The sequence below is a fragment of the Methanocaldococcus lauensis genome, assembly GCF_902827225.1.
Taxonomy (GTDB): domain Archaea; phylum AGJL01; class Methanococci; order Methanococcales; family Methanocaldococcaceae; genus Methanocaldococcus; species Methanocaldococcus lauensis.
In genome coordinates this window covers 168,376-192,941 of the sequence record NZ_LR792632.1, presented here as the reverse complement: position 1 = coordinate 192,941, position 24,566 = coordinate 168,376, and the positions used below count along the sequence as shown (strand labels likewise).

Below are 24,566 nucleotides of genomic sequence, written 5' to 3'. Positions count from 1 at the left end.
ACTCCAATATTCAACAAAGATTTAAATATTTGCTATTATTTTGAAGTTATCATATTATGTAACTTTGTTATTATGTTATGTTATTTAGCATACTCATATTTATAATAAATTTAAGGGGTTGAATAACTATTAACATGCCTAACACTTTCAGTATCAATAATATACAATGAATCATCTTTATTGTTAAATCCATATATTTACTCATTTGATAAAAACTAAGGTATAAAAAATAAAAATAAAAAAATATACAAAGATATATAAATAAAAATAAAAAATAATAATATTATAGGAATTTACTGCATTTGCTAAGTACTTGTGGGGGGAATATGACAGACAAAGAATTCATTCCAGAATTGCATGATATTGGAAAGCTTGTTGATGATAAAGTTAAGGACGAAATTAAGAAAATTATTGGAAAATCTTGGAAAAGCCATTGTTTTATTGATTTTAACTTTCAGGAATTACAGAATAATGGTTATTCTTTTACTAAGCCATCATCACCATCATGGTGGGGACAATATCACCATGAAATTAAAGTATATAAGGATATAAAAGAATGGGATGATATACCTGAAAAATATAGATATGATGTATTTTTATTAATCCTCGCAGATCACATAGCTTCGTCTATCTCAAGAGCAATTAGCGATAATAATGAATTCGAAGAATTAAGCAATATAAAACTTAAATATAATGATTTATTTGGAGATTCTTATTCAGATAAAAAAGATAAAGAGTATAAAGGGATTTATAAACTTTGGAATACTAAATTCTATATTAATATGGAAAAAACTGGAAAATACTGGGCTAAATTTAGGAGTATTAATGATTTAAAAACCGTATTTAATGAAATTGACAATTGTATAGCTGGAGAGGAATTTTTAAACAAATATAAAGAGAATCTTCTTTTAACTCCAGAAGATAAAAGTATTTTAAGAAATATAACTTCTCTTTATACCCATATTGAATTAGTTGGTAAAATATATCGTATTTTAAAAAGAAATACAAATTTTAATATAGAATCTGATGGCTCGATGACAGTTGAATATGAAGATAAAAAAGTTAATACAATTAATGATGCTGAAACTAAATGGGAATGGAGGTTAGTAAAATGTTGGATTAAGTTTCCTCATTCGTTTGTTAGATTACAGGACATAAACTTAGTAAAAAAAAGAAAAGAACTTATAGAACATCTCACAAATAATTTTAAGGATGAAGTATTATTTGCTACATCAGATTTTGTTATGTTGTTTTTACCATTAAATCAAGATTTAAATGAAATATTTAATAAATTTTTGGATTATGGATTTTATATTGAAGTGGATGAAATTATATCAAAGTTAAAGTTGCTTGAATCAACGTTAGATAAAAAAATACATAAAATGAGAAAATCAAATGCAAATGATATAGATGCCAAAATTTATAAGAAATATCTTTTACCAGATATGCCTAATGAATTAAATCCTCCAATCTGTGATATATGTCAGCAAAGAAAAGGTATAGAACGAGAAAAAGAAAATATTAAAGAATGGATATGTGATAAATGTTGGGAAATTAGAAATATGGGGGATCCATTTGAAGAATATGCAAAAATATGGGAAAAAGAAGGAGTTAAGGTTGGTTGGTTTAAGTTTTCAATAGACCAAAGAAAATTAGAAGAATGGTTAATAAAAGCGTTTGAAGATTATATTGAGTGGATATATCCAAAAATTTTTGATGATGTAAATAAAAGATATTATTCAATTAAATCGGAAATAGATAAAGTTGAGGAAAAACAAAATGAATTAAAGGAAAAAGAGAAAGAGCAAAAAATGTTAATTAATAAAGTTAAAAAAGGTTGTAGAACTGAAGAAGTAACTAATAGACTAAACGAATTGTCTCAAGAAATTAAAAATCTTAAAAATAAACTTAAAAATCTTAAAAAGAAAATTAAAAAATTAGAATCACAAGAAAATAAATTAAAACTTTTAAAGGAAAAAATAAACAACCCTAATTATTATATAAAGAAGACTTTAGATGAATTTAGACCATTAGCACCACAAATTGACTTTAATAAAGATTATGAAGAAATGTTAAAAGAGTTTTGGAAAAAATTTGAAGATAGAGATGATATTAAAAAGCCAATATCAGATTATAATGAATTGGGAGTATTTAAATATTCTCCTAAATTGACTAAGGAAATTATTGAAACATATTTAGAAGTTTTTAATAAATATTTCCCAGATGTTAAGGGAGATGATTGTTGTCCAATTTGTCTATCTTTAAGCATTGCAAATATAAAATATCCAATTAGAGAACATTGGAGATTTTTTGAAAAAGAAGAAAAAAGTTTCCTAAATATAAGAAAACATAACGCATTTATTGAGAGATATACAAAAGATGATGTTTATAAGATACTTAAAGTAATCAATGATATTGAATCAAGTTCTTTCTTATACAAACTCGTTCAGTTAGATAATTCATTGAATTCTGAAATATACCTAACAATAGAAATTTTCAATAATAGAAAGAAATATCCTGAAGTTCATAAATTATTTTCAGAGAATATAGCTCCTTCTAAGATTTTGAATCTATATAGGATCATAGGGGATACCAATGAATAAAATAAAACTTCTTGAATTATATCTCGAAATTGATTCTATTATTATTGGTGAGAGAATTAAAGGGGGAGTTTATAGGCCTTGTCAAGAATTAATACCCTCATCTACAATTGAGGGGGCGATAAAACACTATTTTGGTGTAGAAGTTCCTGCAGTGGGAATATTTGAGAAAGGTAGTTACGAGTTTGATGAATTTGTTTATTCAGTTAGAGATAGAGTTTTTGAAACTTCTAAGTTGCCAATATTTACCGAATATTTGAAACCAAAGAATGGAGATAAAATTAAAGCAAAAGTATATATTCCAATCAAAAAAGCAGAAGAAAAAGGATTAAATAAGGAGATATTGGAAAGTGTTGAATTTCAAATGGGAGCATTGAAAAGCAGGGGATTTGGATGGACAAAAATTGTAGATGTTAAAGAAATTGAATCAGAAATAAAACAAGGATTTCTAAATGTTAAATTATTTGAGGATGAAGCCATAGATTTTGGAATTGAAATAATTTCCCCAATATATGGTTATTTGTTTAAGCCAAAGAATTTTGTATGTGGAGTTTATAAAAGAGCATTATTCCCTGGAAGTTTAGTTAAAGCTCCAGATGTCTTATTAAAAGATAGGGAGGGGACGTATTATGATGAGTAAAATGGATGAAATCTTTAAGAAAGTTTTGAATGATAGGGATATATTTGATAGTCCTTATGATACACATAAAAAAGAACATATTCCCAAACTTTTTGAGGAAAATGATTGGAAAAAACTTGGAGAACTATTCAAAAATGGTAAAAAAGACGAATACGAAAAAATGATTCAAGATAGAATTAATCAAATAAAATATAATGAGCAAAATGCTGATGATTGGAGGAAAACAAAAATTGATGAATTAGAAAAAAGAGCAAAATGGCTAATAAACGCATACGATAATAAACAACATCTTTTAAAACAATTATTTGAAACTCTTGAATGGTATGGACTTGTAGAATGCTATTTACCAAATATGAACGATTATGGCAAGGTTATTGAAAGATATGATAAATCAATTGTTATAGAGTACTTTATGGACAAAATAAAAAAATCTCAATTCCCAAGAAATCGTGCATTAGAAAAAGTTCTTAATTATGTTGTAGAATTGTATGATGCAGGAGTTCCAAGAGAAAAAATAGCATTTTTTGTTAGAAAACTTAATTCACTAACAAAATATTGGGAGGTAATAAAATGAAAATAAATGTGGGGGATAGAAAAATAGAACTTAAAGAAAACTCCTTAGGATGGGCTAAAGTATTAGAGATTCCAATAAAAATAGAGGTTTGTGAAGATAGCTTTTTACATATTGGAGCAACTCCCTCACCACTTAGTGAAAAGAAAGCACCAATATTTAAAATAAAAGGAAAACCTGCAATACCTGCAAGTAGTTTTAAAGGAGCTCTAAGACATCAGTTGGAGTTATTATTTATTAATAATATTGAAAAATTTGCCGAGAAATTTAATATTCCTGATGATAAGAAAGACGTATTAAAACCTTGCATACCTTCTCCAAATCCAACAAAAGCAGAACAAGAATTGTTAAACTTAAAGATGTATAGAGGAAAAATGGAAGGAAAAAAGTATGTTGGACATTGTGAAATTAAAGTTGAAGAAGACAAGATAAATGTTGGTGATTTAGGAATATGTCCAGTTTGTTATTTCATGGGTGCTACTGGAATTATGGGATTCTTAAGAGTTGGAAATTTTATCATGGAGGGAGAATCTGATATAATAAACCAGACAAATATAAGAATTGATAGAAAGACAGGAACTGCTGCTAAGGGAGCAAAAGTTGAAGGTGAGCAAGTAAAACCAGGTTCTGTTTTTAAAGGAAAAATTGAGGTTGTACTATCAACCCCCATTCTTGAAATGCAAGGTATTAAATTTGGGGATGCAAGAAAAATCAGTGATGTAGTAATTGACAAATGGCTTGAATATTGGGAAGAAAAGAATAAAGAACAAAAAGCAAAAATTTTAATTGAGGAGATATTAATTCCCGCAATACAAAATATAAGAATACTAGGGGGACAAAAAAGTAGAGGAGCTGGGAAAGTCAGTGTTAGTATATTAAGTGAGTGAGGATTAATGAATATATTCTAATTATATCTTTATTTTGCATTTTACTTTAAATTCTTACTTTTGAATTAAATGATGGATATGCTGGCATTATAGTCAGTATCTATGTTACAGAATTATTTCAATCTCACTATGGTCTGATTTTAACAGTAAGAGCAGTATATTGAGTTATATGGGAAAGATGACTAATTTCTATCCATAATATCTGATTCTAACCATTTTATTAATTAAATTTAATTAATTCATTAAATATCTTTTGTGTGATACTTATGTTTGACTTAGAGACCAATAAAGTTATAAAAGAGATAGAGAATTTAAATAAAAAATGTCCTAAAATTGTATTTCAAGCTCCAGAAGGCTTAAAATTATATGTTGAAAAAGAGATTGAAAAAATTAAAAAATATTTTAAGAATAGAGGAAAAAATGTTGAATTGTTTTTATGGGGGAATTCTTGCTTTGGAGCCTGTGATTTAATTGATGATTATGTTAAAAAATTAGATGTTGATTTAATTGTTCATTATGGACATGAAGAACTTAAATATGCTAAACCAGAAATTAAAACTTTATTTATTCCTACATATCATATATTTGATAAAGAAGATGAGAATAAAATACTAAATGACATAGAAAACTTTATAAATAAGTATAATTTAGAAGGAAAAAAAGTGGCTATAACTACGACTGTTCAATATAAAAAACTTTTAAAAAAATTTAATCCTTATATAATCTTAGGTTGCAGAGGAGAAATTAAAGATGAAGACATTATTTTATTCGTTGGAACTGGGAGATTTCATCCTTTAATGTTAGCATACAAATATCAAAAAGAAGTTTATATATACAATCCTATTTCCAAATGTTTTGATAAAATTTCTAAGGAAGAGGTTGATAAATTTATAAAGAAAAGAATTACAGCAATAACTAAGTTAATGTTAAATAAGCCAAAAAAGATTGGAGTAGTTTTATCAGTAAAAAAGGGACAGTTTAGAAAAAAGGTTTTTGATGAAATTACAAAACTATTAGAAAAAAATAATATAAATTATCTCCCAATTATTGTTGATAATGTGTCCCCAGAAATATTATTCTATGATTTAGATTGCTATATAATTGTAGCATGTCCAAGAATTGTCTTAGATGATTACATTCTATATAAAAAACCTATATATACGCCAGAGGAGTTTAGACTATTTTTAAATAACTCTTTAAATTATAAATTTGATGAAATCAAAAAGGAAGATTTTTATTAGCAGAATGTTCTATTTGTTGGAGGGATACATAAGGTTTTATTACAGTTTGGACAATTTATAGTAACCTTTTCAAGTTCATAGTATGCCTTAAATGGTTTTTTACAGTATGGACAAAAATATATTTTTTCTCCAGTTTTCTTGCATTCACCAACTTCGCCAACAGTTGGATATCTTTCAAATGTTATGTCACTCTCTGTATTTTGATATTTGAAAAATTTTTTAACCATAGTTATGTAAAGATTAACTGCCTCATCATTTATACAATCTCCTCCACAGTATGGGCAACTATACATAAATTATCACCTCAGGAAATCTATTTATTCTTAGTTATATATATCATTTTTTTGTAATCTTTTTATATTACTTCTGTATTGTTAAATTTGCATAATTTTATTAAGTAATATAATAATGTTAAAATAAACTATTTTTATAAAGTTGGTGAAATTATGTGGAAAAAGTTAGAGAATTTGACAAGTAAAATTTACGAAAAGGCTTTAAAAAGAAGAGGAGAACATAGAATCGCTTTACTAATTGATGGACCTAATATGCTCAGAAAAGAGTTTAACATTGATTTAGATAAAATTAGAGAAGTTTTAAGTGAATTTGGAGACATTGTTATAGGTAGAGTTTATTTAAATCAATATGCGTCAGATAAGTTAATAGAGGCCGTTATAAATCAAGGATTTGAACCAAAAATATCTGCTGGAGATGTAGATGTTGAAATGGCTGTTGATGCCACCGAATTAGTGTTTAATCCAAATATTGACACTATTGCCTATGTAACAAGAGATGCTGATTTTCTTCCAGCAATTAGAAAAGCTAAAGAAAGGGGGAAAAAAGTTATTGTTATTGGGGCTGAGCCTGGATTTTCAAAGGCTTTGCAAAATATTGCTGATTATGTAATAAAAATCGGAGAAGAGTTTCAATTAGATAAAGAAAAGTTAGAAAAAAAGAAAAAAAGTAAAAAAGTTGAAGAGAAACAATTAAGTAAAAATAATAAAGATGATAATATAGAATCTTCTGAGATAAAAGAGTAAAGATATAGAAAATTATAAAGTTTATTTTATTCCAAATATTTTTCTTAAAACTGTTGATGTTGCGAATGAACAAAGTATATACCACCCTAACCATCCTAAGGCTGTATTAGATACTATTTTAAATCCTCCTTTGTAAATTAATGAGCCTAACCAATGCCAGAAATTAATTAGAAGAATCTTAGAGATTATTGTTGGTAAATATACTACAACACCATTCCAATTAGGATGTAATTCCATATAAACTCCACCAAATCCATAAACGTGTCTTAAATAAATAAATATTAGAATTATTGGAAGCCAAGTATATATCATTGGTTTAAAACTCATTTTCATCAATTCAGCATTTAGTTGCATAATTCTTTGATATTCTTCTTGGAGTTTTTCTAACATTTCTGGATTTTTAGCCATCTTCTTAGATTTTATTTGAAATTCTTGAATTTCCTTTTTTAATTCAGCAACTCTCTCTTGATCTACTAAAAGTTTTGTAGCAATATTAATAATTAAAGACACAATTATGGCAATAACTAAAATTGCCATAGCTGGATGTAAAACCTTTATTATTGGCATAAAAATTGCATCTAATGATGTATAAAAAAGATTTGTTATTGACTCAAACATAGATTCACCTTAAAAAATTGTATTTAAATTATTTAAGAACTTCAACAAGTTCTTTAACTGCTTTATCTAATAAGAAGTCTCTGTTTTTAATTATCTTAACTGTAGCTCCTGTTAAAACTGCATAAGTCATTGCAGCACATCTATTCATGAATATATGCTCTCCTATATCAACAGTTGATTCGAAATCTCTCTGTCTTGTTTCATCTGATAACCTTCTCATTAATATTTCATCAGTTTCAGCCTCAATTAAAACAATGATATCAGGCTGTAATTCTTCTAAGACCCATGCAGGAAGTCCTGGTAGATAACCCTTAGGAGTTTTTATAGTGCTGTGAGTATCGACTACAATATTCGCCTCTTTTGCCATTTCAGCTATTTTTTTACCTGCTAACTTTTGTATTCTTTTCTGGACATCTGGAGGTAACTTTCTTAACTGGTCTCTATGCTCTACTAAACCTTCTTCTTTAGCAATTTCAAACATTACTGTTCCAAAATTAACTATTTTATATTCTATTCCTTCTTTTTTTAGTTCTTCTATTGCCTTGTTTGTAACTGTTGTTGACCCTACTCCTGGAACTCCTACTATTACTACGACCTTATTTTTCATAATAGTATCACCTCACAATTTCTTTATTATTAAAACTTTAATTATTTTTACTTATTTAACAATTTTGCTATTGATGGATGTAATTCTTTTACTTTATCTTTTAAAATCTGCTCATACATTCTATACACAATAGAAACTGTTAATAAAACCCCGGTTCCTCCACCTAATGCTCCAATAAAATCAGCTATAGCGGCTAAAAATCCAACGAAGGCTGAACTCATTACAGTTAATGGAGGAATATATCTTCTCAATCTCTGCTCGATAGCCTTTTCACTTTTTCTAAATCCTTTAATAGCCATACCCAATGAGCCAATTCTTTTAGCCATACTCTTTGGATCTAATCCAGTAGTTTCTACCCAAAATATACCAAAGAATATACAACAAACTATCATTGCTATCATATATACTAAAGCATGTAGAGGATCTGTAAATACACTTGTTAGTCCATAAGGTGTTGATAAATAATATGCTATTCCATCAACAGGTCTTCCACTTACATAGTGTCCAAGTAATGGGATACCTAATCTACTTAACACTAATCCCCAGAGTTGAATATTAGCAAATAATGCCGCAGATAAGATTACTGGAATGTTTGAAGTATAAACAAATCTTATAGGGTATTTACCAACAGCACCTTTAATTCTACCATGAGCTAAAGGAATTTCTACTCTTAAACATTCAGCATAAACAACCATTAAGAATACTATTATTGTTCCAAGTATTGGTGCAAGATATTCAAAATTAGGCATTCCATTAATTAGACTTCCAAAAAATCTCCATAAATATCCTTCAGGACCAAATGCTCCAACAAATATTACTTGTGAAACTCCTGCGGCAATAAATAATCCAATTCCAGAGCCAATTCCATACTTTGAAACGATTTCGTCTAAATATATTAAGATTATCGAACCTATTGCTATTTGTATAATTACTAAAAGTGCCAATAAAATAGGTAGATGTCCAAAAGCTCCAGCTCCAACGAACATAACAGCCTCAACAAAACACATGATTATAGATAATAGTTTTTGACAACCTTGAAATAAAGCCCGATTTTCAGGAATTGACAAGTCCATTTTTATAATTCCAGCCCCAACTAATAACTGCATAATAATACCAGCAGTAACAATTGGACCAATACCTAATGTAATTAAGGTCCCTATTCTGGATGCAGTTACTGTTTGCCAAAATTGAAATATTGCAGGGATTTGGGCTCCTCCTGTATAAACATCAATAGTTCCCATAATGAAATATAGAACCAAAACTATTCCAGTCCATTTAAGTTTTTCTTTGAAAGATAATTCTCTAATAGGTAAGTCTACTTCAGGAATTTTTTCTAATATCGGAATTAATTTTTTCATAAATTCTTCCAATATCTCACCTTTTCAAACATTAAAAACTATATTATTAAAGTTAAGATAAAGAGATTATTCTAATAAAATAGTCTTAACATTTATATAAATATTTTATCAAAAATCTATAAGAAAAAATTTTTAAAACTATTAATTTGAATTAATTAATAAAATGAAACATAAAAAAGAAATAAAGAGATTTTATAGCTCTACAACTTCTCCACCAACAGCTTCAATTTTTTCTCTTGCCTTTTCTGAAACTTCAATTGCTTTAACTATCATTGGAATTGTTACTTTTCCTTTACCCAAAACTTTTTCATATCCCAACTCAATAACATCAACAATAAATTTGTCATTTTCTTTTTCGAATTTATCAGGGTTTTTCAATACAATTTCTTCAAGCTCTCCAACGTTAATTGTTTCTAATTCTTTAACTAAACTTGGATGTCTCTTAAATCCATATTTACCAAAGTGATCTGGCTTGTATTTTATAATCCAAGTCCATTTGTGTTTAAGACCTCCAGCTAACCCTCTACCTCCTCTGTTCCCTGCTCCTCTTCTCTTTTTGTGGCTACCTCCACCACATGTTCTTGAACCTCTAATTTTTTTAACTTTTTTCTTTTTTCTAATCATAAATTATCACCTTACATCATCTTTTCTAAAAGTTCATTAATTTTTTCTCCTCTGTATCCTAAAGCTCCTCCAACACTAAATGGTTTCTTAATACCCTTTCTTTCAAATCCTTTTCTTGGAGGATGTAATCTAAATACAGGTTTTAATGGAGTTTCTTTTAATTTAATTTCTCCCTTTATAAGTTTTTCTGCTAACTCTTCAACATCCATTCCAGTTAATTCCTTTATAATTTCTGGAGTAATTCTCTTATTTCCTGGAAGTCTACCTCTTTTTAAGATTAATTTAACTAAGGTATCTTTATCAATTTCTCCCCATGTTACATAATCTTTAACTTTTTGTAACATTCCTTTAAATGTATCTGTTTCTGGAACAATTACACAGTGATTAACCTTATGTAGCCTTAACATTTTTAAGGTGTCTGCTATGTCTCTTCTTACTCCAATTCTACCTCTTATTCTAATAACAGCATAAGCCATATTTCTCACCTTAATTATTATGGAATATAAAATAATAATTTAAATAAAACTTTAAAATAGTTGGTTTTTCAAAATAAAAATGATTTACAATACTCTACCTTCAATAATTCCTAATTTCTTTTTACTCTTATCCATAACTCTTACAAAATTCAAACTCTTTAAAGCTTCAAATGTAGCCATTGCAAAGTTGTAAGTAGTTCTTGTTTCTCCAAATGTTTTTGTCCAAACGTCTTTAATTCCTGCCAATCCTAAAACTGCCTTAGCGACATCTCCAGCAACTAAACCAACACCTTTTGGTGCAGGTAATATCTCTATTGCAGTACTTCCACACTTTCCATAACCTTTGTATGGTATTGAGTGAGGAGTTCCACAACCACACTCCCAGGAACCACAACCTCTCTTAACTCTAATAATATTTTTCTTTGCTTGAGCTATAGCTTTTCTTATTGCTGGCCCAACTTCTTTAGCCTTACCTTTTCCTACACCAACATAACCATTTCTGTTTCCTACAACAACAGTTGCTCTAAATCTTGCTCTTCTTCCAGACTTGTGCATTCTCTGAACTAACTTAACATCTAAAACTTTCTCTTCCAAATCTGGAAGAAGTGCATCAACTATTTCAGGCTCTAAGATTGGTAAGTTATTGTCTAATATGTAATCAATGTCAGTTATTTGTCCTTCTTTAACCATCCTTCCAATGGTTGTTTTTGGTTCCCACTCATCTATATTAAATCTCATTATCTCACCTTAGAACATGCTATCAATTTTTGCCTTAATTTCCTCAAAGTGTTCTGGTAATTTTTCTGGTTCTAAACCTTTCTCTAAGTATTTTGAAAACTGTCTTTTGTATTTTTCCTCATCTTCTTCTTTTAACATCTCAGCATAAGCCTTTATGTGTTCTCCTCTTATTCTATCTTCTGATGGTAATATCTCCTCTCCATGTGGAATATTCATACCAGCATCTAAAGCTCCTTTTAGCATTGCAAATACTGCTGCTCCTTTTGTAGCTCTATGCAACCCAATATCTAAAACTGCCTCGGTATAACCCTTAGCTAAGGCTTTTTTACCTAACAAGTAGCCTGTTAAGTATGCTGAAGGCAAGTTTCCGGTATGTCCTTTATAACCCAACTTAATTAATTCTCTTGAATGAGCAGATACAACTGTTTTGTCACCTTTTTCATCATACAATACTATTTGAGCTATACAATGATTCAAAGATTTCCTTACAACCAATCTTGGCTTTCTTGATAATAATAATTTTAATCTTTTTCTGTAATCAGTTTTTGCTTCTCTTCTTCTTCTAAATTTAACTCTATAAGTTGGACCTGTAGCCATAACATCTCACCCTGTTAAATTAAAAATTATTTATTGTTTTAAAAGGTCGTGTTCTTTCATATATAGGAAGAGGTGGCTCTTACTTCTGAATGCTCCACCTTTAGCCATTCTGTAAAGTTTTCTATAAACTTTTCTATCAATTTTTCCAGAATCTCTTAAATATTTTAATGTTTTTCTCAAAGCTCTAATTGTAGCCATCCATCTTTCTTTTGGAGGAGTTCTTGCCCCTGCAGCTCCTCTTCTTGAACCAGGACCTCTTCTTCTACCTTTCTTTTTTTGCTCTTTTAATTTTTTAACTCTTGCACTACTTATACCCTTTTTCTGTTTTTTCTTAATAACTCCATCTTTAATTAAAGATCTTATATCATCTCTTGTCATTGCCATTTTAACTCTTTCTAACTGTGTTGGATCTATCCAAACTCTATCAATACCACATTTTAATATTTCAGCAGCTAATTTTCTTTGAACTGATACGTCCATAACTCTCACCTTATAAACTAAGAGGGTATTAAATATTAAAAAAGCTTAGTTATTCATTTTCATTGTTGTTATTTAGTTTTTCAGCAAATTTTAATAATTCTTCCTGTTTCTCTTCTGATATATTTAATATTCTTATTCCTAACTCTCTTGCTCTTTTGATGATTTCAATTTTCTTTCTCTTACCAACTGTTGAAGCAATCCTTGCTCCCTGTGTTTCAGGGTTTAATTTTTCTAAATCTTTAACATTATAAACTAAAACATCCTCTAAACCACTTGGGTGTAATCCTCTAACAGCTTTTGGCATTCTGTATCCAATTTCAACGACAGGAGGCTTTTCTTTCCATTTTAATCTCATCTTACTATGTCTTCCTTTAGGTCTTCTCCATTTTTCTCCTAACCTTTTATGTCTGTGTGCCTCTTGTCTTATAAAGTCAGGCTTTTTCATTTTTAATTTGAATCTTAATCTTAATAGCCTATCCATATTATCTCCCTCTTATTTAAATTTTTAGATGACCTTTCCAGCCTTCTCTACAATATAAATTCCATCCTGGAAAACTCTTGGATCTCTATTTTTAATTCTTGTAGCCTGTTCTATATTGGCGGCGGTTTGTCCTACTTTTTCTTTATCGATTCCAGTAACTATAACATCCTCTCCACTAACTTTGACTGTAACTCCTTCTAAGATTTTTGCTCTTCTTGGGTGTTTTTCTCCTAAGAAGTTTTCAATGATGACTTCATTACCCTTAACACTAACTTTCATTGGGAAGTGAGCATATCTAATTTTTAGTTTGTATGTAAATCCTTCTGTAACTCCTTTAATCATGTTATTTATGTGTGCTGTTATAGTTCCAATCATTGCTTTATCTTTTCTTCTTGGATATTCGCAAGATACAACAATTTCATCTCCTTCTTTTTTAATTACAATTTTTGGATGTTCAAATTTTCTCTTTAATTCCTTCCCTCCACTTTTAACAACGATTTCATTATTGTTTATTTCTACTTGAACATTTTCTGGAATTTTAATTCTTCTCTCAAGATAGGCGGCAACAGGCATAAACTCACCTCAAAATGTAGATTTAATTTTGTTTCTATTATAATTATTATAATTAACATCCGTGTTTAATAGACATAGGCTAATAATCTTCCACCTAATCCTCTTTTCTTAGCTTCTTCGTGGCTCATAACTCCCTGAGTAGTTGAGACAATTAATATTCCAAAATCTCTTGCTGGCAAGTATCTTTTTTCAAACTTTTCATATCCAAATTTTTTAACAGGGAATCTTGGCTTTATAGCACCACATTTGTTGATCTTACCTACTAATTCAACTTTATAAATTCCTCCTCTTCCATCTTCTATAAATTCAAATTCTCCTATATATCCATGATCTTGCATAACTTTTAAGACTCTTCCAATTAACTTAGATGCTGGTTTTATATACACTACCTTTTTACCCACTCTCTCACAGTTGGAAATATGGTTTAATGCATTTGCTAGTGGGTCCATTAAACTCATGTTTTCCCTCCAAAAGAATTTTTAAATGTTTTAAATTAAGTTTAAATTTTTAATCTAATTTCTTAAATCCTAATTTATGAGCTATTTCTCTAAAACATTGTCTACAAAGGTTTAACCCATACTTTCTAATTAATCCTGGCCCTACATGACCACATCTTTGGCATGGTCTAATACCATACCCATACTTTTTTTTCCAAGGTTTTTTAGCCATCTACATCACCCTTTTTCTTATTGTGTTTCTTCTTCCTCTAAAACTCTCTCAACTTTAATTCCAAAGGTTTTTTCTATAAATTCAATAGCCTCTTCTCTTGTTAATCTATGTCTTCTTGGAACTTTTGCTCTACATCTTTTTCTTCTTTTTACTCTAAATCCAGGTCTTTCTAATGTTACACAAACATCCATCCCAAAAATTCCAATCATTGGGTCATATTTTTGTCCAGGGAAATCTATATGTTCATGGATACCAAATGAGAAGTTTCCGTAATCATCAAATGAATAATCATATAATTTTTTACCTTCTTTTTGAAAAGCCTCAAAAGCATTTTTTAAAAATTCTTCTGCTTTTTTACCTCTCAAAGTAACTTTTAATCCAATAGGTAATTTTTTTCTGATACCAAATGTTGGGTTTGTTTGCTTAGCTCTTGTTCTTATAGGTTTTTGTCCAGTTAATTCCTCTATAACCTTTTCTCCTTTTGTTAATCTATCTCCACTTTCTCCTACTCCAAAATTAACAACAACTTTTTCAATTCTTGGTTTTAACATAGGATTTTTTTGCCACAATTCTTCAAAGCTCATGTTTCTCCCTCATTACTTTATAATAACAAATTTACAACTTAATTATTGGTTCTTCGTCTCCAACGACAAAGACATAGTCTTTAACTGTCTTGAATTTGTCTCCTTCTAAGTTCTCTAATGTAACTATGTCTGGATAAATTCCTCTTTTCTCAATTTCAACGATTCTTGCAAAGTCTCCAACGTGTTTTCCTCCGGTAATGTATGCTAACTTACCGACTTCAAATGGAATATGTGCTTTAATTTCTTGATCTGGGATTGTAATTAATAGAGTGTCTCCAGTTTTATATACATCCTCTTTAGGGTTTGTAGGATCTGAAACTCTAATTAATATGTTTCTACCATCGTGTAAGTTTAGTTGAATATGACCTCCTTTAACAACAGTTTTGTTTTTAATTTTACATAATTTTAAATCTGGATTTTCTGTTGGATTTAATTTAATTCTTCCTTTTCTGTCAAATAATACTCTGTAATTTTCATTTGCATCAGGTAATGAGACTACATCCATCAATCCAACAGGTAACTTCTCTTCTTTTCTAACTCTACCATCAACTAAAACTTTACCCATCTTAATAATTTTTTTAGCCTCTCTTGCATTGTCAGCATATTTTAAAATATCTCTAATAATAAGTAAGAGAGGTAATGACTCACTCATTGGGTGAGCTCCTGGTAAAGGTCTAACAGTAAATTTAGCTACTTTTCTTGGCAATTCCCATCTAACTGGAGCGGCTAATCTTTTCAAATGTCTTTTTGGACCTTTTTTTCCCATTCTTTCACCTTAACATATTTTTAATTCTTGTTTTACTTTTTAATATGTTTGAATCTTCTTTCATCTTTGTCATAGAGTTTAATAATCATAACATTTGATGGATGAATTGGATATGGAACTTCTTTTCCATCCTGTCTTTTGTTGTAAGCTCCTTCAACATGGATTCTGTATCTTTTTAAATCAACTTTTGTAACTTCTCCTTCCAACCCTTTAAAGTCTCCTCTCATTATTCTTACAACATCTCCCTTTCTAACCGGAATGGCGTTTTTACCTAATTTTTCCTTTAACTCTTTTGATAACATTGCAGACATAACCTTTCTTCTCAAATGAAGTGGTGCATTAAATAATGCTTTTCTTTGTTTTCTTGGCTGTTTTGACTTAGTAAAAGCCATAATTTCACCTTTGATTATAGGTTTATTTTATTATTTATTTAGATTATTATTTTAGCAATTCTTGCAATACCTGGCCATCTTTCTGCTGCTTCTTTAGCTACAGGTCCCTTAATATCAGAACCTTTTGGGTTTCCGTCTGGAGTTACTATAACAACTGCATTATCTGCAAACTTAACTCTTGTTCCGTCTGGTCTTCTAATTTCTTTTCTTTGTCTTATTACAACTGCCGGTAAAACCTGTTTTCTCATCTCAGGAGTTCCCTTTTTAACGGTAACGATAACCATATCCCCTACTCTTGCAGTAGGTAATCTTCTTGCTACACCTTTATAGTTTCTCACAGCAATAATTTCTACTTCCTTAGCTCCAGTGTTATCAGCACATATACATCTTGCACCTACTGGTAGAGCCCTTACAGGTTTTGAACCAATTGCTTTCATATTTTTTCACCTATTAGATTTTTACGAGTTAAATTATTTTTGTTCATTTGATGCTTCGTCTACTCTTCCTAATTTTTCAACAACAACAAATGATTTTGTTTTACTTATTGGTCTGCACTCCATAACTCTTACAATATCTCCAACTTTTGCATTTATACATGGAGGGTTGTGAGCAACTAATTTTGAACTTCTTCTTTCATATCTTTCATATTTTTTAATGTACTTTATAATTTCCCTTTTAATTATAACAGTCTTGTGTGGTTTGTCACTAACTACTACACCTACGAAACTTTGTCCTCTTACTGGTAGAGAGCCGTGAAATGGACAATGTTTATCATCACACTCTACTTCTGGAGCTTTTACAGGGATTCCTATATTTTTTGCTACCATGGTCTTTACCTCCAATTTTGATTATTGTTTATAAATAAGGCATAGTTTATAATAAAAACTTATAACATAACATTAACAGTTGTAGAAACTGTGAAAGACTTAATGTTAAAAACCTATATATTACTTTAACGGTTGGGGCAAAAAAGAACAAAAGATTTTAATTAATATGGATACATAATTTTTACCTTTTTTTTCAATCTTTCTTCAGGTCTACCTATTAACAATCTACCATCAACTTTCACTTTACAGTTTTTTAGTTCAAACATAAAGGTTGCAATGTTTTTTGGAATTATTACTTCTTTACCATTTTCTTTTTCTATTATTAAAGTATTTCTTGTCTCATCTACTACTTTGCCTTTAATGCCAATCATTGACTTATTTTTTGAATCGATAATAGTAACTCTAAGACCTATAAGCTCGTGTTTTAATATATTGTAAGGTGTTATCATAATATTTGCCCCAACCGTTTTATGGGGACGGGGTGTGCCCTATAAAAGGGCATCCGCGTCCCCATTTTATTTAACTACTAAGAAATAAAATAAAGGATTGATTAAGATTATCTAATTTCAATAGAATCCTTCGAGAATCCCATCTTAACTAAAATTTCAGCAACTTTTTTCCTATGATCCCCTTGAAGTTCAATAGTATTATCTTTAACAGTTCCTCCACAGGCACAGATGTCCTTTAATTTTTTAGCAAGTTCTTTTAAGTCAATAACACTTGCATCAAAACCTTCGATTATTGTCATTAACTTACCAAACCTTCTCTTTGTAACATATATTTTTATTTTTTGTTCTTCCTTAGCTATTTCTTCACAAACACATAGTTCTTTAGGCAAACCACACCTTGGGCAAATTTCTGGCATTACTGCACCTCTAAGTTTTACTCTTTATATGGGTAGAAATATATTTTATAATATCTATAGGAAGTATTTAAATTTTTCCAATATAAAGTTATTTTGATTACTGTTGTTGTGAAGCCATTCTTTTCTTTTCATTCATTATTGTTAATATTCTTGCAATAGTTCTTTTAATTTCTCTCAATCTTCCCGGATTTGTTGGTGATCCAGAAGTAGCTATACTAACTCTTTCCTTTAACAACTCTCTTTTAAGTTCTACAAGTTTTTCTTTTAATTCATCAATAGACATTTCTCTTAACTCATTAGCTCTTAATATTGCCATAAGCTCTCACCTTTATTGTTCCTCCTCTTCTACTACATGCTTAACTTCTGCATCTTCTTTAATTATAATCTCATCAGGTAATAAGACATCTGGTCTCATAATTTTTACTGTAACTCCAATAATCCCAGGCTTTGTTTTTGCAATAGCTCTTCCCTTATCTACTAAATCCTCAGCAGGCTCTCCACAGTGTTTCATATATCCAGCCATAAATTTCTCAGTTCTTGCTCTTTCTCCAGTTAATTTTCCAGAAATAATTACTACAACTCCCTTAGCACCAGCATTCATAACTCTTCTTACAGCAGTGTGTCCAACTCTTCTGAAATGTAATCCTCTCTCTAATGACTGAGCTATTTTTAAAGCGACAACTTGAGCATCCAAGTCAGGATTTTCTACGGGTTTAACATCGATTTGTGGTTTTTCAACACCAAACTCTTTACTTAATGTTTCAGTTAATTCTCTTATTCTACTACCTCTTCTACCAATAACAAAACCAGGTTTTTCAGCATATATTATAATCTTTGTTCCTATTGGTGTTTTTCTTATCTCACAGTGACTGTAACCTGCTCTACTTAACTCCTTTTTAAAGTATTCATCAATTAACAACCTTTTAACATTTTCTTTAACAAATACTCTTTCAATCATCTTTCCACCTTTTATAAATTATTTATTATTTTTAGTGGTATTCTTCTAAGATAACTTGTATATGAACGGTTTCTTGGAACTTAGGAGTGGCTCTACCAAAAGCTCTTGGCATGTATCTTTTTATTGTTATTCCTTTATTTGTTGAAATATGTTTTATTCTCAATTTTTCTACATTTAAACCTTTATATTCAGCATTTGCCTTTGCATAGTTTAATATCTTTAAGATTGCCTTAGCTGCTTTAACTGGGTATCTTCCTGCAGGCCATCCTAATTTACCTTTTCTGTGTCCTACTTTTTTGCAGTGTCTTCTAAATAGAACTGGTCTTTTCATTGCAATAACATCTTCTAAGAATTTTATAGCTTCATCTAACTTCATTCCATTTATTGATTTACAAATCTCTCTTGCGTGCTTTCTTGATATTGGAATGTTTCTTCCCATAGCTCTTGCAGTTTTTTCAGGATTAACCTGTATTTTATATTTTAATTTACCCATAATATACCACCTTTAATAATGTTTAAGGCTAATAAATTTTAATTGTTTCTTTAAGTAATAATATATCAATAGATTGAATTAAGTCCATAATAATTGAAAGAGATAGAATTTTAGAATGTAAGAATATAGAATTTTTAAAGTGTTATATATAATTTACGAATAAACGAAATAACAAAATAAAAGTGAATATTGCTTAAATAATTTAAAAAAGTTACAAAATTTATGCTAATGAAACTTCTACTGTTTCAACACTCTCAACATCGTCAATTTCAGCTAAAGCATTCTCTATAGGTTCTGTTCCTCCTTCTCTTTCTTCCATTTCAATAACTACATATACTGTGTATAATCCAAAAGCTAATGGCTCATCAAATAATCCTCTTATAGCAACATCCTGAGTTTCTAAAACTTTTTTTACTTTTTCTTTTAACTGTTCTTTATCAACTTCTGGACTTTTTGGCATAATTTTTATTTTTGCTAACACTGACGCCATTATTTCACCACATTATTTTTATTATGGTCCCTCAAATCCACACTTTGGACACTTGTAAGGGTTGTTTAATTTTCTACATCTTTCACATCTTACTATCTCTACCTCTCCACAGTTTGGACATAAAAACTTTGTTGATTTCTCTCTTGGAGCTATTTCAGCATTACAGCTTATACAAATGTATTTCATATTTTTCACCCAATTTTCTAATTTTTAAATTTTTTAATTTTTATTTATGTTTATAATTTGTTTAAATTTTATTGTAATATTTTGTGTTTGTAATCTTAATCTATGACAATTTTTGTATATATGTTAGGTTTTCCTTCTAAGATGTCAATAACTCTTTGCGGATATTTGCCATTTACAACATAAGCAGTCATTTTAAATTTTTTTAAGAGAATAGGAAAAGTTTTATCTACAGAGGTTAAGCCTTGTATTTCATTCGCATTAATAATATTTAATAGTTTCCCTCCAGGAAACTTATCATATATTCCATCAACATCTGTAGCTATTATTATTTCTTTAACATCTAATAGATTTCCAATATATAAACTTAATGAGTCTGATGTTACGTCCCAAGAATGTTCAGATATGTCAGTGGATATTAAAATTTTTGAGGGTAATAATATTGCTATTTTTTCTTTATTTATTTCTCTTTTTAAATTAAACAATGTATCATATGCTTTAATATTTCCTATTTCAGAGTAAATTTCTCCAATTAAGTCCATACATTTTATTGCTAATTTGTGAGATAATGAATTTGAAAGATTTAAAAATTTGTCAATTTTTCTAACTACATTTGCGAATTCTCCTCCTCCTGGTATTATGACAATATTTTTATTATTTTCTTTAGCATAATCTTTTAGTGTTTTTAATAAAGGTTTGGCATCATAGGTTAAAGAACCTCCAATTTTTACAATGTGCATACTCTCACTGTTTTAAAATTTCATAGAAAACCTTAGCCATTTTTACTAAATCCTCTATTTTAATGTATTCATTAGGTTGATGGGCAGTTTCTTCACCAATACCCCAAACTCCTACTTTATAACCCTTATATCTTAAAAATGCTGCAACAGTACCTCCGCCCATTCCACAAAGTTTTGCTTCTCTATTTAATACTTTTTTAATAGCATTTTTCAACTCTTTGATAATTTCTGAATTTTCGTCTGTGTAATTTGAATTTTCTAATTTTAATATTTCATAATTTATTTTTGGAGTTGTTAAGTTATCATAGTGTTTAATGTATTTTTTAAAGTCAAATTTTTCTATAAACTTATTTATAAAATTTAAAACATCCTCTATTTTGTAATTTGGTAAAATTCTACAATCAAATACAACCTCTACACTTCCAGGAATTGTGTTAGGATTAGTTACATTGTTTTTTAACATAGTTGGTTCAAATGTTGAATATTTTGGAAGAAATATTGGATTTTTTTCAGAAAAAGTTTCATATAGATTATTATACAATTCATTTGCAAAGTTAAATAAAATAATATTTGAGTTTAAACCACTTTCTGGTGTGCTTCCGTGACACTGTTTCCCTTTAATTGTGAATTTTATCCACAATATTCCTTTTTCTCCAATCTCAATAAATTCTCCCGTTGGAGTTCCAAAATCAGGGACAATTATTAAATCATCTTTTTTGAATATCTCATTTTCAAAGTTATTTAAGAGATATTTTAAGCCGTATTCACTACCATCTTCTTCATCAGAAACAAAGATTAAAGATAAGTTATATTTTGGAGTAATTTTATTCTCAAAAATCATTTTTAATAATAGTATAGAGGAAACTATCCCTTTATGGTTATCTTCTGCTCCTCTACCATAAATTTTTCCGTCTTTAATTACAGGTTCATAAGGATCTGTAGTCCATAAACTTATATCCCCTTCTGGGACAGTATCTAAGTGAGATATAATATGTAAAGTTTTTTCTTTTCCAAAATCTACTTTAAATACTATATTTGGCCTCTCAATGCCATATTTGTCAGTAGTATTATATTCTTTTAGAGTATAGTTTTTTATGTTATATTTTTTAACATATTCCATTAACTTTTTTTTAACATATTCTGCCTTTTCTTTCTCTCCTTTTCCACCAAATGATGGATTAACTGAGTTAATTTTTATTAAATCACTCTCCAACTTTATGGCTTCTTCTATTAACTTCATAATCATCATCCTACTATTAATCTGTTAAATTAATCTGTTAATCTGTATTACTTATATTATGTTTTAGATCTTTTTCTATTTAATGATATTTTTATATCCTAATAATCTCTTTATACATTAAATAACAAATCAAAATTCCAGAAATTATTGAAGAGCTTAAAATCATCCACATTATTACAATTTGGATTTCTGCGGCATACAAAGGATTAGCTCCACTTAATAACATACCAACCATTGCTCCCGGAATAAAGATAACTCCAACAGATTTCGTCCTATTCATTTGTGGAATTATTGCTGATTTTACTGCATTTTTTATAAAAGGCTTTAAAGCAGTTAATTCAGTAGCTCCTAATGCTAAATATCCCAATAAAATATCTCTTTCAGATTTTACTAAATCTATGATTTTATCTAATGTTAAATGGATTGTATTCATCGTATTACCAACAACCATTCCCATTAGTGGAATTACATAAATAGGCTCAAATTTAATAACATCAGAAAATACTAATATAATTAATGAAACTATAGTTGTTGCTAAAAATGTAACAAATAAACTAAGAAAAAGTTTTTTCTTATGCTTTAACTTTATTTCTCTCATTATTAAATATGATGCCACAGTAATCATTAATGAAATCATAAAAAATGCTCCTATTATTCCTAAAGAAAAAATATAAAGTAAGGCATATCCCAATATAAACAGTTGAATTAACGCCAATATTGAAACATAAAATATTTTTTTCTCAATGCCTAACTTTTCAATATATGCGATAACAATGGCTACTATAACAAAAGCGAATGCATAGAGTAGTTTTATAAATAACATCAAAATAATCACCCATCTCTATGGTTAATTATTATCTATTAACATTAAATTACATTAACATTAATTGTTAAGTAATACTCATAAGTAAATTTAAATAAACTCTTAATATAAAAAATCTTTTAAGTGACTTATATGAAGTGGGAAATAACTTTTAACGGAATTACCTATAGATGTATTAATTGTGCATACTGCTGTTCTTGTGAGGGATGGAGAATATATTTAAATTACTTCGATGTTTTAAAACTTAAAGATTACAAAGATTGTATAGAGAGATGCAAAGGAGAATTTAAATATAGACTAAAAATTAATGAAAGAGGATGTATTTTATTAAATAATAATTTATGTAGAGTTCATTTAGAAAAAGGTTATGAGTTTAAACCTTTAATGTGTAAAATTTTTCCATTCAGTAGTATGGTAAAGTGGGATGGAACTCCTTTGTTGATAATAAAACATTACTGCAAAGGAATTTGTAAGGGAGAAACTGATAAAAAAGTTATTAAAGAAGTAATTGAATATATAAAAGAACTTTATTTTGATAATTTTGAAGAGATTATTGAAAATGGTATGGAACATAGTAGTAAAACTTTACTATATAAAGATTTTAAAATTACTTGGGAAGAGAGAGAAGAGTTTGGAAGATATATTTTTAGTAGTAAAAATTTTGATGAAATGTTTGAAAGATGCAAAGAAATTTTTGGTAACAATATAAAGTTAATAGATATTGGTATCTTTAAATCTATAAAAAACAACATTGCAAAATACCATAATCAAGAAAATGAGGAAGAAATTATAAGATACCTATTAGAATTAAATAGGAGAGAGCATTTTAGAAAGATTCCATTTTATGAAGAAGTAGAAAAATTATTAAAAATATCTAAGTATCTCTCTAAATTTAAAAATGTATTAAGAGCTGAAGGTAATATTGATAAAAAATTATTTATAGATAAAAAGATTAACATACATTAACTAAAACTAATAATTAAATTTTAAAAATGTGGGGAATATTATGGATACACACACTAAAGAATTACCAAGAGTTAGAGCATTAGAAGCTACAACATACCTTTTAAAATGTTATAGAGAATTATTTGAAGGAGATTTACTAAAAGCATTATATTACATTGATAGAGCCTTAGAATTAGAGCCTGATTTTAGATTAGCTTTATTTTTGAAAGGATTGATACTAAACGCTATGGGTGAAATTAACAAAGCAATTGATACTTTTGAGAAATTAGTAAATTATGGTTCTAAGAACCCAATTGTTTGGGTATTTCTTGGACAATCTTATGGTTTGTTGGGAAGATGTGATAAAGCATTTTCTTGTTACAAAAACGCTTTAGGTACTGAAAATAAATTCCTTTCAGCATTTTTATTAAAACTTATTTGCACAGAATTCTTAGGAGAATATGAAGAAGCATTAAAATCTTGTGATGAGTTATTAACTTATGCGCCAAGATTTGTTCCAATATGGGTTAAAAAAGCAGATATTTTAAGAAAATTAGGAAAATATGATGATGCATTACTATGCTTGAAAAAAGCATTAGAGCTAAAACCAAATGATAAAAATGCTTTATATTTAATGGGTGTGTTATTAAAGAGAATGGGTAAATTTAAAGAATCTCTTGATTGTTTTAAAAAATTAATAGATGAATTAGGAGTTAGATGGTTGGACGCTATTAGGCACGCTGTATCTGTAGCATTGATTGTTGGTGACTTAGAAACTGCTGAAAGATACATAAAAATGGGATTAGATATTAGAGAGGATGATGTATATTTATGGTATTACAAAGGAGAATTGTATGAAAGATTAGGAAAGTCAGATGAAGCATTAAAATACTATAAAAAAGCTCTTAGCCTTTATCCATATCGTGTAGATATATTATTAAGCATTGCAAGGATATATGAAAGATTAGGAGATGTAAAAAAAGCTGTAGAATATTACAACAAAGCAATTGAGTGTAGAGATAGAAGTATTGAAAAATAACACACTATTAAAATATGAAAATAA

36 protein-coding genes are annotated in these 24,566 nt (G+C 28.8%); 8 read left to right on the top strand and 28 right to left on the bottom strand.

Going from position 1 to position 24,566, the window contains the following annotated elements; all coding sequences use genetic code 11:
* The first annotated feature begins 326 nt into the window (after nt 1–326).
* From KMP69_RS01115 to KMP69_RS01095, 5 genes are all read left to right on the top strand, one after another.
* Nucleotides 327–2,603, top strand: coding sequence for a hypothetical protein (locus KMP69_RS01115; RefSeq protein ID WP_214400138.1), 2,277 nt, complete (start codon nt 327–329; stop codon nt 2,601–2,603).
* Nucleotides 2,596–3,240 (top strand): hypothetical protein, encoded by a 645-nt coding sequence (locus KMP69_RS01110; RefSeq protein WP_214400137.1) that lies wholly within the window; start codon nt 2,596–2,598, stop codon nt 3,238–3,240. The genes KMP69_RS01115 and KMP69_RS01110 overlap by 8 nt, the downstream gene beginning before the upstream one ends.
* Entirely contained in the window at nt 3,230–3,814 is a 585-nt protein-coding gene (locus tag KMP69_RS01105; RefSeq protein WP_214400136.1) for a hypothetical protein, read from the top strand. Before KMP69_RS01110 ends, KMP69_RS01105 begins: the two co-directional genes overlap by 11 nt.
* Complete coding sequence (locus tag KMP69_RS01100) at nt 3,811–4,698, top strand: RAMP superfamily CRISPR-associated protein (protein WP_214400135.1); 888 nt, start codon at nt 3,811–3,813, stop codon at nt 4,696–4,698. The genes KMP69_RS01105 and KMP69_RS01100 overlap by 4 nt, the downstream gene beginning before the upstream one ends.
* A 266-nt stretch (nt 4,699–4,964) precedes the next feature.
* Nucleotides 4,965–5,939, top strand: coding sequence for a diphthamide synthesis protein (locus KMP69_RS01095; protein WP_214400134.1), 975 nt, complete (start codon nt 4,965–4,967; stop codon nt 5,937–5,939).
* Here KMP69_RS01095 and KMP69_RS01090 read toward each other — a convergent pair.
* Complete coding sequence (locus KMP69_RS01090; protein ID WP_214400133.1) at nt 5,936–6,232, bottom strand: hypothetical protein; 297 nt, start codon at nt 6,230–6,232, stop codon at nt 5,936–5,938. The two genes, KMP69_RS01095 and KMP69_RS01090, sit on opposite strands and share 4 nt — an antisense overlap.
* Nucleotides 6,233–6,385: 153 nt before the next feature.
* Between KMP69_RS01090 and KMP69_RS01085 the strand changes: the two genes are divergently transcribed.
* Nucleotides 6,386–6,976 (top strand): TIGR00288 family NYN domain-containing protein, encoded by a 591-nt coding sequence (locus tag KMP69_RS01085; RefSeq protein WP_214400132.1) that lies wholly within the window; start codon nt 6,386–6,388, stop codon nt 6,974–6,976.
* A 21-nt stretch (nt 6,977–6,997) separates the two neighbouring features.
* Here KMP69_RS01085 and KMP69_RS01080 read toward each other — a convergent pair whose 3' ends face one another.
* From KMP69_RS01080 to KMP69_RS00950, 27 genes are all read right to left on the bottom strand, one after another.
* Nucleotides 6,998–7,594, bottom strand: a complete 597-nt coding sequence (locus KMP69_RS01080) for an EMC3/TMCO1 family protein (protein ID WP_214400131.1) — start codon at nt 7,592–7,594, stop codon at nt 6,998–7,000.
* A gap of 28 nt (nt 7,595–7,622) precedes the next feature.
* Nucleotides 7,623–8,201: an adenylate kinase gene (locus KMP69_RS01075; protein WP_214400130.1), complete on the bottom strand. Its 579-nt coding sequence runs from the start codon at nt 8,199–8,201 to the stop codon at nt 7,623–7,625.
* Nucleotides 8,202–8,248: 47 nt separating this feature from the next.
* A complete protein-coding gene (gene secY, locus KMP69_RS01070) occupies nt 8,249–9,559 on the bottom strand; it encodes a preprotein translocase subunit SecY (RefSeq protein WP_214400712.1) in 1,311 nt (436 codons plus the stop codon).
* A gap of 192 nt (nt 9,560–9,751) precedes the next feature.
* Nucleotides 9,752–10,183, bottom strand: coding sequence for an uL15m family ribosomal protein (locus KMP69_RS01065; protein WP_214400129.1), 432 nt, complete (start codon nt 10,181–10,183; stop codon nt 9,752–9,754).
* 11 nt (nt 10,184–10,194) lie between these two features.
* Nucleotides 10,195–10,659 carry a 50S ribosomal protein L30 gene (rpmD, locus tag KMP69_RS01060; RefSeq protein WP_214400128.1) on the bottom strand — a complete coding sequence of 155 codons (465 nt, stop codon included), beginning with the start codon at nt 10,657–10,659 and terminating at the stop codon, nt 10,195–10,197.
* Between the two features lie 84 nt (nt 10,660–10,743).
* Nucleotides 10,744–11,397 (bottom strand): 30S ribosomal protein S5, encoded by a 654-nt coding sequence (gene rpsE / locus KMP69_RS01055; protein WP_214400127.1) that lies wholly within the window; start codon nt 11,395–11,397, stop codon nt 10,744–10,746.
* Nucleotides 11,398–11,406: 9 nt separating this feature from the next.
* Nucleotides 11,407–11,994 carry a 50S ribosomal protein L18 gene (locus KMP69_RS01050; RefSeq protein ID WP_214400126.1) on the bottom strand — a complete coding sequence of 196 codons (588 nt, stop codon included), beginning with the start codon at nt 11,992–11,994 and terminating at the stop codon, nt 11,407–11,409.
* A gap of 30 nt (nt 11,995–12,024) precedes the next feature.
* Nucleotides 12,025–12,474, bottom strand: a complete 450-nt coding sequence (locus tag KMP69_RS01045) for a 50S ribosomal protein L19e (protein WP_214400125.1) — start codon at nt 12,472–12,474, stop codon at nt 12,025–12,027.
* Nucleotides 12,475–12,523: 49 nt separating this feature from the next.
* Nucleotides 12,524–12,955 (bottom strand): 50S ribosomal protein L32e, encoded by a 432-nt coding sequence (locus KMP69_RS01040; RefSeq protein WP_214400124.1) that lies wholly within the window; start codon nt 12,953–12,955, stop codon nt 12,524–12,526.
* A 24-nt stretch (nt 12,956–12,979) separates the two neighbouring features.
* Nucleotides 12,980–13,528 (bottom strand): 50S ribosomal protein L6, encoded by a 549-nt coding sequence (locus KMP69_RS01035; RefSeq protein WP_214400123.1) that lies wholly within the window; start codon nt 13,526–13,528, stop codon nt 12,980–12,982.
* A 65-nt stretch (nt 13,529–13,593) separates the two neighbouring features.
* Nucleotides 13,594–13,986: a 30S ribosomal protein S8 gene (locus KMP69_RS01030; protein ID WP_214400122.1), complete on the bottom strand. Its 393-nt coding sequence runs from the start codon at nt 13,984–13,986 to the stop codon at nt 13,594–13,596.
* A gap of 49 nt (nt 13,987–14,035) precedes the next feature.
* A complete protein-coding gene (locus tag KMP69_RS01025; protein WP_010869970.1) occupies nt 14,036–14,197 on the bottom strand; it encodes a 30S ribosomal protein S14 in 162 nt (53 codons plus the stop codon).
* Between the two features lie 17 nt (nt 14,198–14,214).
* Nucleotides 14,215–14,781 (bottom strand): 50S ribosomal protein L5, encoded by a 567-nt coding sequence (locus KMP69_RS01020; RefSeq protein WP_214400121.1) that lies wholly within the window; start codon nt 14,779–14,781, stop codon nt 14,215–14,217.
* A gap of 31 nt (nt 14,782–14,812) precedes the next feature.
* Nucleotides 14,813–15,547, bottom strand: a complete 735-nt coding sequence (locus KMP69_RS01015; RefSeq protein ID WP_214400120.1) for a 30S ribosomal protein S4e — start codon at nt 15,545–15,547, stop codon at nt 14,813–14,815.
* A 32-nt stretch (nt 15,548–15,579) separates the two neighbouring features.
* Nucleotides 15,580–15,939 carry a 50S ribosomal protein L24 gene (gene rplX / locus KMP69_RS01010; RefSeq protein WP_214400119.1) on the bottom strand — a complete coding sequence of 120 codons (360 nt, stop codon included), beginning with the start codon at nt 15,937–15,939 and terminating at the stop codon, nt 15,580–15,582.
* Nucleotides 15,940–15,977: 38 nt separating this feature from the next.
* On the bottom strand, nt 15,978–16,376 hold the full coding sequence (locus KMP69_RS01005; RefSeq protein WP_010869966.1) for a 50S ribosomal protein L14: 399 nt from the start codon (nt 16,374–16,376) through the stop codon (nt 15,978–15,980).
* Between the two features lie 33 nt (nt 16,377–16,409).
* Nucleotides 16,410–16,766 (bottom strand): 30S ribosomal protein S17, encoded by a 357-nt coding sequence (locus KMP69_RS01000; RefSeq protein ID WP_214400118.1) that lies wholly within the window; start codon nt 16,764–16,766, stop codon nt 16,410–16,412.
* A 161-nt stretch (nt 16,767–16,927) separates the two neighbouring features.
* Nucleotides 16,928–17,215, bottom strand: a complete 288-nt coding sequence (gene rnp1 / locus KMP69_RS00995; protein ID WP_214400117.1) for a ribonuclease P protein component 1 — start codon at nt 17,213–17,215, stop codon at nt 16,928–16,930.
* Nucleotides 17,216–17,322: 107 nt separating this feature from the next.
* Nucleotides 17,323–17,631 carry a stress response translation initiation inhibitor YciH gene (gene yciH / locus KMP69_RS00990; protein WP_214400116.1) on the bottom strand — a complete coding sequence of 103 codons (309 nt, stop codon included), beginning with the start codon at nt 17,629–17,631 and terminating at the stop codon, nt 17,323–17,325.
* 97 nt (nt 17,632–17,728) lie between these two features.
* Entirely contained in the window at nt 17,729–17,947 is a 219-nt protein-coding gene (gene rpmC / locus KMP69_RS00985; protein WP_214400115.1) for a 50S ribosomal protein L29, read from the bottom strand.
* A 12-nt stretch (nt 17,948–17,959) separates the two neighbouring features.
* Nucleotides 17,960–18,589, bottom strand: a complete 630-nt coding sequence (locus KMP69_RS00980; RefSeq protein WP_214400114.1) for a 30S ribosomal protein S3 — start codon at nt 18,587–18,589, stop codon at nt 17,960–17,962.
* 31 nt (nt 18,590–18,620) lie between these two features.
* Nucleotides 18,621–19,082 (bottom strand): 50S ribosomal protein L22, encoded by a 462-nt coding sequence (gene rplV, locus KMP69_RS00975; RefSeq protein WP_214400113.1) that lies wholly within the window; start codon nt 19,080–19,082, stop codon nt 18,621–18,623.
* Between the two features lie 220 nt (nt 19,083–19,302).
* Nucleotides 19,303–19,572 (bottom strand): elongation factor 1-beta, encoded by a 270-nt coding sequence (locus KMP69_RS00970; RefSeq protein WP_214400112.1) that lies wholly within the window; start codon nt 19,570–19,572, stop codon nt 19,303–19,305.
* A gap of 21 nt (nt 19,573–19,593) precedes the next feature.
* Entirely contained in the window at nt 19,594–19,758 is a 165-nt protein-coding gene (locus KMP69_RS00965; RefSeq protein ID WP_214400111.1) for a zinc finger domain-containing protein, read from the bottom strand.
* Nucleotides 19,759–19,853: 95 nt separating this feature from the next.
* Entirely contained in the window at nt 19,854–20,495 is a 642-nt protein-coding gene (gene mfnE / locus KMP69_RS00960) for a [5-(aminomethyl)furan-3-yl]methyl phosphate kinase (protein ID WP_214400110.1), read from the bottom strand.
* Between the two features lie 4 nt (nt 20,496–20,499).
* On the bottom strand, nt 20,500–21,735 hold the full coding sequence (locus KMP69_RS00955; protein WP_214400109.1) for a M20 family metallo-hydrolase: 1,236 nt from the start codon (nt 21,733–21,735) through the stop codon (nt 20,500–20,502).
* Between the two features lie 91 nt (nt 21,736–21,826).
* Entirely contained in the window at nt 21,827–22,558 is a 732-nt protein-coding gene (locus KMP69_RS00950) for an ABC transporter permease (RefSeq protein ID WP_214400711.1), read from the bottom strand.
* A gap of 132 nt (nt 22,559–22,690) precedes the next feature.
* On the opposite strand from KMP69_RS00950, the gene KMP69_RS00945 reads away from it, so the two are divergent.
* Nucleotides 22,691–23,524 (top strand): YkgJ family cysteine cluster protein, encoded by an 834-nt coding sequence (locus KMP69_RS00945; RefSeq protein ID WP_214400108.1) that lies wholly within the window; start codon nt 22,691–22,693, stop codon nt 23,522–23,524.
* Between the two features lie 40 nt (nt 23,525–23,564).
* Complete coding sequence (locus KMP69_RS00940) at nt 23,565–24,542, top strand: tetratricopeptide repeat protein (RefSeq protein WP_214400107.1); 978 nt, start codon at nt 23,565–23,567, stop codon at nt 24,540–24,542.
* Nucleotides 24,543–24,566 lie beyond the last annotated feature (24 nt).